Source organism: Aquiflexum sp., from assembly GCF_041749095.1.
In the GTDB taxonomy this organism is placed as follows: Bacteria; Bacteroidota; Bacteroidia; order Cytophagales; family Cyclobacteriaceae; genus Aquiflexum.
This window is the reverse complement of sequence record NZ_JBGTCA010000410.1, coordinates 1-9165: the sequence shown is the minus strand read 5'-3', so window position 1 is coordinate 9165 and position 9165 is coordinate 1. Positions and strand designations below refer to the sequence as shown.

10 protein-coding genes are annotated in these 9165 nt (G+C 38.1%); 9 read left to right on the top strand and 1 reads right to left on the bottom strand.

All coding sequences use genetic code 11. The features are described 5' to 3' along the window. The coding region (locus tag ACEW8O_RS18630; RefSeq protein WP_373496137.1) for a hypothetical protein at positions 1-220 on the top strand (220 nt) is incomplete at its 5' end. A gap of 107 nt (positions 221-327) precedes the next feature. Here the strand turns inward: ACEW8O_RS18630 and hemA are convergent. Next, a complete protein-coding gene (hemA, locus tag ACEW8O_RS18625) occupies positions 328-1599 on the bottom strand; it encodes a glutamyl-tRNA reductase (RefSeq protein ID WP_373496136.1) in 1272 nt (423 codons plus the stop codon). A gap of 253 nt (positions 1600-1852) precedes the next feature. Between hemA and ACEW8O_RS18620 the strand changes: the two genes are divergently transcribed. The 8 genes from ACEW8O_RS18620 to ACEW8O_RS18585 all read left to right on the top strand — a co-directional run. Further along, positions 1853-2548, top strand: coding sequence for a ComEA family DNA-binding protein (locus tag ACEW8O_RS18620; protein ID WP_373496135.1), 696 nt, complete (start codon positions 1853-1855; stop codon positions 2546-2548). A 471-nt stretch (positions 2549-3019) separates the two neighbouring features. After that, entirely contained in the window at positions 3020-3466 is a 447-nt protein-coding gene (gene tnpA / locus ACEW8O_RS18615; protein WP_373496134.1) for an IS200/IS605 family transposase, read from the top strand. A gap of 144 nt (positions 3467-3610) precedes the next feature. Continuing rightward, complete coding sequence (locus ACEW8O_RS18610) at positions 3611-4084, top strand: type I restriction enzyme HsdR N-terminal domain-containing protein (protein WP_373496133.1); 474 nt, start codon at positions 3611-3613, stop codon at positions 4082-4084. Between the two features lie 75 nt (positions 4085-4159). Next, on the top strand, positions 4160-4873 hold the full coding sequence (locus tag ACEW8O_RS18605) for a Crp/Fnr family transcriptional regulator (RefSeq protein ID WP_373496132.1): 714 nt from the start codon (positions 4160-4162) through the stop codon (positions 4871-4873). Between the two features lie 241 nt (positions 4874-5114). Continuing rightward, the gene (locus tag ACEW8O_RS18600; RefSeq protein WP_373496131.1) at positions 5115-5606 is read left to right on the top strand and encodes a rhodanese-like domain-containing protein; all 492 of its coding nucleotides are present in this window, start codon (positions 5115-5117) and stop codon (positions 5604-5606) included. A 164-nt stretch (positions 5607-5770) separates the two neighbouring features. Next, entirely contained in the window at positions 5771-6529 is a 759-nt protein-coding gene (locus tag ACEW8O_RS18595; protein WP_373496130.1) for a DUF547 domain-containing protein, read from the top strand. Next, positions 6522-7880: an NAD(P)/FAD-dependent oxidoreductase gene (locus tag ACEW8O_RS18590; protein WP_373496129.1), complete on the top strand. Its 1359-nt coding sequence runs from the start codon at positions 6522-6524 to the stop codon at positions 7878-7880. Before ACEW8O_RS18595 ends, ACEW8O_RS18590 begins: the two co-directional genes overlap by 8 nt. Next, positions 7877-9165, top strand: a 1289-nt coding sequence (locus ACEW8O_RS18585; protein WP_373496128.1) for a 4Fe-4S binding protein, incomplete at its 3' end; no start/stop codon positions are given. The genes ACEW8O_RS18590 and ACEW8O_RS18585, both read left to right, overlap by 4 nt.

Genomic DNA, 9165 nt, shown 5'->3' with positions numbered 1-9165 from the left:
CCGCACCTGGAACGCCGGACACCTGGCTGCTGAAGTACTGGCCTGGGCTGATGGGGATATCAGGGTACATGATGACACCATTATCGTCACGTTCTACCAGGCCCCAGCACATCTCAATCCAAATGATTATACCAATCTGCCCAAGATACTTCAGAGAGAAAATATAGACCCCAGAATCCCCTGGCTATATAACTTTAAACTGGACTTTCGATTTAAATAAATGTAATATAAATTGTGCCTATAAATTGCTTGATAGCTATCGGGATCAATCCTGTTTGTAGTAGAATATTGGTTCACTGGCAAAGGAGCGGATAATCATTAAAAAGATTACTCTTTTTTCTCATCAATCTTTTCAAGATCAAAAAGATCAGAAATGATATCTATCATTTTGTCGGCTTCATCTCTTTGACATGCCGCCCTTAACTGTACAACAGGTACTTTAAGGATTTTCTGCATCATGCTTTTGGTGATTTTTTCAACAACAGCTATATGCTCCTGATCAGCATTTTTCAAAAATCGCTCCATTTCCTCTAGACGTATCTGTTCTAAGGCATTTTTTAATTTATTAATGGTAGGAGATGCCATCATCTCCTTTTTCCAATTGTAAAACTCATCAATGCTTTGCCCAATAATGTTTTCTACCATGGGAACTGATGCCAGCCTTTTTTCCAAAGTTGCTGAAGCCTTACTTCTGATGTTATCGACATTATATAGTATTGCACCGGGCACATCCTCAATGGAAGTATCAACACTTCTTGGGACTGAAAGATCAACAAAAAGTTTATAGCTCGGAATATCCATTTCCTTTACCAAAGATTTGGTAATGAAAGGTTCAGATTTCATAATGGAAGAGACGACTACGTCGGCATCTTTCATGGCTTCAATACAATCTTCAAAATGTATTGCTTCAAATCCCAATTCATCAGCTAAAGCTTTTGCCTTATCAAATGTTCTGTTAGTAATGGTAACTTTGGCTTCAGGAATATGTACCATGTTTTTGGCAACATCCTCACCTATTTCACCAACACCGATCAATAGTATCCTTGGTTGGTAAGTATTGGAGGTCAGTTCTTCTATAAGTTCCACAGCAGCATAGGACATCGATGCAGCACCGTCTCTAAAGGCTGTTTCCTGCACCACTCTTTTGTTGGTAAAAAATATGGTGTGCATCAACCTATGCAGAAAAGGCCCGGCCATATCAAGATCTGCGGAAGCCTGATAAGCTCTTTTTACCTGATTTGAAATCTGCATATCACCAACGACCTGTGCTTCCAAACCCATTGAAACTTTAAAAAGATGATCAATGGCTTCTCTGTCGTGGTTGAATACCTTAAAGTATTCCAAATAATCAACCACATTGGGAAGTCCTTTTTCCAATCCGATCAACTTAATGATTTCAGTACTCAGGTCGAGTTCATGGGAATAATAAACCTCTGTTCTGTTGCAGGTGGAAAGAATAAGCGTATCTGTAATACTGAAAAAATCCTTCATTTTTACCAGCAGGGAATGAGTAGAACCTTCATCCAATGAAATTACTTCACGTATTTCAACGGGAGCATTTTTATGGGATAAGCTAAGGGCTCTAAATCTATTTTGCATTTCAGATGTCATTCGGGTACAAATTTAATTCAGAATAAATAGTAAATAAATAATTAACCAATAGTCAGTCTAATTTAAAATCTGTCTAAATAACAAATCCTTTTGATTTCTTTGAATTCAAACTCATTAATTTGGCCTAATTGGAAAATAGAACCAATAGTATTAAATTAAGACGGTTATTACTCGCAACTGTTTGATTGATACTTACGGTTAATAGTTGCATTTCGGATTTTTGATAAAGTGTTTAATTTTTATGAAAGCTAAGTTTTACTTTTTTCTAAGGTCTTATTTCGGATTCTCACAAAGAGAATCACGTGGGCTTCTTTTGGTTTTTCCGGCCATCTTTCTTTTGTATTTGTTACCCTCAGTGTATAATCAAGTGCTGTATCATCAAAATAAGGAGCGATATGAGCGATATATTGAAAAAGCAGATAGCCTAGTGCAGGCTGGTTGGAAACCCTATGAATCAGGTTTTTTTGTTACAGATAAAATATCAGGACAGGATACAATACGGAAAACAGGCCAATACCAAAAAGCCAGGTCACCACAGTTCAATAAACTTGATTTCGCTGAAGCTGATTCTGTCGTCCTTCAGATTGTCCCAGGTATTGGGCAAACCATGGCCGGAAGGGTAGTCAAATTCAGGGAAAATATTGGTGGCCTATATAATAAGGAGCAGTTGCTTGATGTGTATGGCATGACTCCCGAAGTAATGGAGAAGATTTTTGAATACTTTGAATTCAAATCCGGGCCAATAAGAAAATTAAAGGTAAACCAAATAGATGCTGTTTCTTTGGCCAAACATCCTTATTTGACCTATGGCGCAGCCAAGGTGATTGTGGCTTACAGGGACCAACATGGCGCATATTCGCAAGCGGAAGATCTTCTCAAAATCAAAATCTTCAATGAAGAGTGGCTGGAGAGGCTAAAACCATATTTGGAGTTTTGATGATTCCTCAGTCAACTATTTGAACGAAACTATCTAAAAAATTCAACCCCTACCGGGGTTGCCCTCAGTCAGGTGGGGGTCATGGTTTTTGCCCCCGGATTGTCATCCGGGGTAACTACCCTTTCAGGGATTAAATCCCTCCGGGATTAGGATCTATGAATTCCAATATTATTTTGATTGGATAGGTTATTTTTTAATCTCTAAAATGAAATGGATCATCCGAAGACCACCCCGCCAAACCCTGGCGGGGGTTTAATACCGATAGGTTATTTGCCCCGGATGACAATCCGGTGGGATAAAAGGTCAATTAAATTACACCACCCACCAACCCCGATAGGGGTTGAATTATCCTCTATAACCCAAAAACCAAAAGTCACTCAGAAAACTTAACCGATTAATTTAAGGCCTTTTTAAAAATGCTTTTGTAAATTCCTTTTTCAAATTATTTTTCAACCAATAAATTTTTGAACCATGAGCACACATACATCCATTGTTTATCACATCATCTGGACACCTTACAAAAGAAAGCCTATTATGTTGAAGGAACCTAGAAGGGAATTGTTCAACTATATGATGGGAATCCTCAAAAACAAAAACTGCCATGTTTACAGGATAGATGGTGTTGAGGATCACCTTCACATTGCAACTTCTCTGCATCCCTCGCAATCACTTGCAGGTCTGATAAAAGATATGAAGCTTGCCTGCACCAGCATGATAAAATCAACCAATCTTTTTAAGGGCTTTGAAGGCTGGCAGGATGGATATGCTGCATTTACCCACAATTACTCCTCTTTGGACAATCTTGTCAACTATATCAAAAACCAGGAGGAGCATCACAAAAAGGTAAGTTTTATTGATGAATACATTCAACTGCTTAAAGATCATGGGATTGATTTCGATCCGAAATACCTCCTGTGAGTTCCATAACAAGCCCAGTCTTTTGTACGAAACTCTCAAAAAATAGGGATTGAATAAATGTTGTGACTCTCTTAGATTAATGAACTTTTCATCTTTAGGTTGCGGGATTTTCGGTTATGTATAAAATCCGGCCATATTTGCACCATGATTCCGGACAAATATGCTTTTTTACAGCAACCACTCAATTTCCCTGAGTTTAAATTCAACATCAGGGAGAGTGATGGCACTTTGAGTATCTTTGATCCCTTGAGAAAGAAATTTCTGATATTGACACCTGAAGAGTGGATCAGACAACACATGATCAGTTTTTTGGTGGAATTCAAACAATATCCGAAGAGTCTATTTTCGCTGGAAAAAAGTATTCAGTACAATAACCTGCTGAAAAGGTTTGATATACTCATCTTGGACAGATCCGGAAATCCATTTTTATTGATAGAGTGTAAATCCACAGACGTGAAATTATCCCAAAAGACCGTAGAACAGGTCGCTGTGTATAATAAAACCATTGGAGCACCTTACATGGGGATAAGTAACGGCAAGCAGCATCTGTTTTTGGCATTTCTTAAAAATGAACAGAAATATGAACAACTATCTGATCTGCCCCAATTTCAAATGTGATCATGGTGATTTCTGTCATGTTTTTTGTTACCTTTAAGCAATAAGTTGAAGCCCTAATTATTAATTACCAAACCAATGAAAGTCCAACAAAAAAGCACACCATGTGAGCTTTGTCTGAGCAGAAAGTTCTCGCTTTTCGCAGATCTTTCCGAGCAACATCTTTGTCACCTCACTGATAGCAAGAATTTTATAACCCATAAAAAAGGTCAAATTCTATTTTATGAAGGGACCAAACCACTTGGGGTTTTTTGTATCAATGACGGGATTGTCAAGGTATTTAAAACTGCCTCAAACGGAAAGGAACAAATTGTCAGATTAGCCAAAAAGGGGGACTTTTTAGGTTATTCCTCCCTCTTGGGAGAAGAATCTTATTCCAATTCTGCAACAATTGTTGAAGACGCAAAAATCTGTTTTGTTCCCCGTGAATCATTTCTCAAAGTTTTGTCTGAAGACACCGGCTTCCATAGAAGGGTGACCAAGGCGCTTTGCCATGACTTGGGTATTATGGAGGAAAAACTCACGGATGCAACCCAAAAGTCAATCAGGGAGCGGCTGGCATTTACATTATTGAAACTCAGCGAAACTTATGGGATCGATGGTGCTGATGGAGAAAAAATTGATATAATCCTCACTAGGGAAGAAATTGCCGGTTTGGTAGGTACTGCAACTGAAACTGTGATCAGATTGTTATCAGAATTCAAAAAAGATCAATTAATTGAATTTGAAGGAAAGAAGATCATTGTATTAGATAAAAAAGGACTTGCAAGGTTATCCGATTTTTATGGGTAATTAGGTTTTTTAAAGAACGCTGATAACGCTGATTGAGCTGATTTAAACAGATTACTTATCTAAATGCATCCGCATAGCATTATCCCTGTCTGAATGCACACGTCATAAGGGAGAGTTCTTTTCAATAACACCCTAGGTAAAGACATCTAGATTTTTAGCTAATTTTCTAAATTGAACTATACCATGACCTCCTATTTTTAAATCTCAGAAATCATTTTGAATCTGTTATTGTTGTCAAAACATGAATCTTCGTCTAATTCTAATTATTTTCCTTCTAGCCATTAACATTTCGTCCTTTGGGCAAAGCCTTGCCTACAAGACCTTGCTTAAAGGTGTTTATGATAAAGATTTTCCTTTGATGCATCCTGAAGAACTACAAAACTTGGAAGATGCTATTGTTTTGGACACCAGGGAAAAAGAAGAGTTTGAAGTTTCACACCTCAAAGATGCCCGTTGGGTAGGGTACGATACCTTTTCCATGGAATCAGTTAAAAACTTCTCTAAAAACCAGCCGGTAGTTGTATATTGTTCCATCGGTGCGAGAAGTCAGAATATTGGTAAAAAACTTCATGAAGCAGGATTTGAGAAAGTATACAACTTATATGGTGGAATTTTTCATTGGGTTAATGAAGGTTATCCCGTTTTTCGTAATGCTTCCAAAACAGAAAAGGTACATGGTTATAGTAGGACATGGGGGATTTGGCTGAATAAAGGAGAGAAAGTCTATAATTAATAAGTGAACGATATTCTCTGATTTGTCTTTGACTTGACAAATTGATTTATTCAGAGGTATTATTTTTGTTTATTATTGACTTAGATTAAATATTCATCAGATTGTAAAAAGGCCACAATCCATTTAACCTCGTACTTAGCGTGAACAAAAAAAAATACAATTTTATGAAAACGATTTTCCTTGCAATATCCTTCCTGCTTTTTAACCTTTCTTGTGGTGCTGCACCAATAGACGGTTCACTAAGTAGCCCGCCATCACATGAGATTTTTGATGGTCTACTTAAAAAGCACGTTTCCAAAGATGGTAAAGTCAACTACAAAGGCTTTATAGCCGATATGCCGACATTTGAAAAATACCTTAAACTTTTGAGTGATAATGCTCCCGATAGAAAAACCTGGACCAAAGACCAACAATTAGCCTATTGGATCAATGCTTATAATGCTTTTACAATCAAGATTATTGCGGACAATTATCCCGTCGAAAGTATCAAGGACCTGAATCCTAATTTAAATATTCCAATGGTCCATACTGTTTGGACGAAGAAGTTTATCAGGATAGGTATGGAAGATGTAAGTCTCGATGATATCGAACACAAAACCATCCGAAAGGAATTTGAAGAGCCACGTATTCACTTTGCCGTCAACTGTGCTTCAGTGTCCTGCCCGCCATTGCAAAATGAAGCCTTCAAGGCGGAGAATCTTGACAGTCAATTGGAAAATGCCGCAAAGGCATTTGTCAACAATCCCAAATACAATAAAATTTCAAAAGATAAGGCGGAGGTTTCCCAGATTTTTTCTTGGTTTAAAGGTGATTTTACCAATAATGGAAGTCTAATTGATTACCTTAACAAATATTCTAAAGTCAAAATCAATTCTAATGCAAAGGTTTCCAACCTTAAATACGATTGGGCGCTAAATGAATGATAAAACCCGTAAAATTGTAATTATAGGCAATGGTATCGCCGGCGTCACCTGCGCCCGCTTTATCCGGAAAAATGGGAGCAAGGCTGAGATCTTGATCATTTCCGGAGAATCTGAACACTTCTTTTCCAGAACAGCACTCATGTATATTTACATGGGGCACATGAAATTTGAACATATTAAGCCCTATGAAGATTGGTTTTGGGAAAAGAATGATATCAACCTGAAAAAAGCATGGGTGGAAACGGTCAATTTCCAAAATAAAGTTATCCATCTCGATTCGGGAGAAAATGTAGCTTATGATACTTTAATTTTAGCAACTGGATCCAAACCAAACAAATTCGATTGGCCAGGTCAGGATCTGAAAGGAGTTCAGGGCTTATATTCCAAGCAGGACTTGGAAGAAATGGAAGAAAATACCCGGGAAATTGATCATGCAGTTGTAGTAGGAGGTGGATTGATCGGGATTGAGATGGCTGAAATGTTGGCCAGTAGGAAAATACCTGTGACTTTTTTGGTGCGCGAAAAGAATTTTTGGGATAACGTATTGCCTTATGAAGAAGCCAAGCTAATAGGAAAGCATATTTTAGAACACCATATAGATTTGAGATTGGAAACAGAACTTGAAGAAATTATTGGGGATGAAAATAATAAAGTCAAATCTGTAACCACTGACAAAGGCGAAAATATTTCCTGCCAATTCGTTGGATTGGCAGTAGGAGTAAGTCCCAATGTTAATTTCCTTAGGGATTCAGGACTCGAAATCAACAGAGGCATAGTCATAGACCAATATTTTAAAACCAATCAATCTGATGTGTATGCTATTGGAGATTGTGCGGAATTTAAAAAAGCTCCGGCTAAAGACAGGAAAAATATTGAGCAAGTTTGGTATACAGGCCGGATGCATGGTGAGACCTTGGCCCATAACCTTACTTCCTCCTCCCCAGTGCCCTATCAACCTGGAATTTGGTTTAATTCCGCTAAGTTTTTTGATATTGAATATCAAACCTACGGCATAGTTCCCACCCAAGAGACTGAAGAATTGGACTCCTTTTACTGGGAGCACCAAAATGGAAAAATCTGTATCAGATTGGTATTTGAGAAGAATTCTGAAAAAATTGCAGGCGTTCACAGTTTAGGCTGGAGGTTGAGACATGAGTTTTTTGACACTGCCGTCCAGGAATGTTGGACACTTGAAAAAGTTTTAGGGCAATTACCCAAAGCTGATTTCAATACGGAATTTTTTAAAAAACACTATCATGAAGTCTTGGAAAAATATAAGGCCGAGACCGGGCGGGAAATTAAATTATCCAAGCCGTCATTTCTCAAAAGATTAATAGGATCAAGGTTATGAAAAAGATACAAATAGCAGGATTGGTCATATTTATACTTGGTTTGGCGGTATTCAGCTTCATCCCTTTTATTGGAACTTATCAGCTTGAGCATGAAATTGTTCAGGAAACGGTCAAAGAAGAGCACGGGGAAGCGATGACGAGAATTCTTGAGCCGATGTATGGAGTGGAGTATAAAAGCAATTTTGCTTTTATCTCTGATTTCAACAAATATATCAATGCCTACAATAAAGAGTTGAAAGAGACTGAAGATTGGGATAGGGTGATTTGGGACAATTATGCATTTGACCTGACAAAAGCCGCTACCCAAGGACCTGTAAAGGAAAACCCATATTTCTATCTTTCCATTTCAATCATAATTGGCGTCATTGGGGCATTGATGTATATTTTGCCTTTACACCGGGAGAAACCGGAAGGAATCAAAAACGACGGTATTTATTTTTCTTCCATGAAAGCCCGAGGTCTTTTGGGGATAATTACAGGGACATGGTTAATTGGGTTTTACGTCATTTTATACTGGTTTCCTGAATACATAACCAATTTGGTACTTCTGGTTGATCCATTGAGTGTTATGCTTTCCGGTAATTCTGCCTCTCAATGGTTTTTGTATGGTTTTATCTATACACTGGCCATTTTGGTCATGGGTATAAGGATGTTCAGAAAATATAAGGGAAATACTTATCAGACCATCCGGACTGCTTCGGTTATGTTTTTCCAACTGGCTTTTGCGTTTCTGATTCCTGAAATCTTGGTACTTCTCAATCAGCCCTGGCATGATTTCAAAAATATCTGGCCTTTGGATTATGACTTCTTTTTTGAATACAGGATAGGAGAAATGCTTTCTTCAGGGGCATTGGGAATGTTTATGTTGGTATGGGGAATTATTCTGATCGTGCTGGGCGTTCCTATCATTACTTATTTCTACGGAAAGCGTTGGTATTGTTCTTGGGTATGTGGCTGTGGCGGTTTGGCGGAAACATTGGGTGACCCTTATAGGCAATTGTCCGATAAATCACTTAAAGCCTGGCGAGTAGAAAGGTATTTGGTGCATGGGGTCTTGGTCTTCGCAGTAGTGATGACAGCCTTTACCATTGTCAATTATTTTATGGAATTTGAACTTATAGGTCAAGCTACCAATCAATTGCATCAAATTTACGGGTTTGCCATAGGCGCAGCTTTTGCAGGGGTTGTAGGGGTTGGATTTTACCCTTTCATGGGCAATAGGGTTTGGTGTAGATTTGGCTGTCCATTAGCGGCCTATTTAGGTATTGTGCAACGATTCAAATC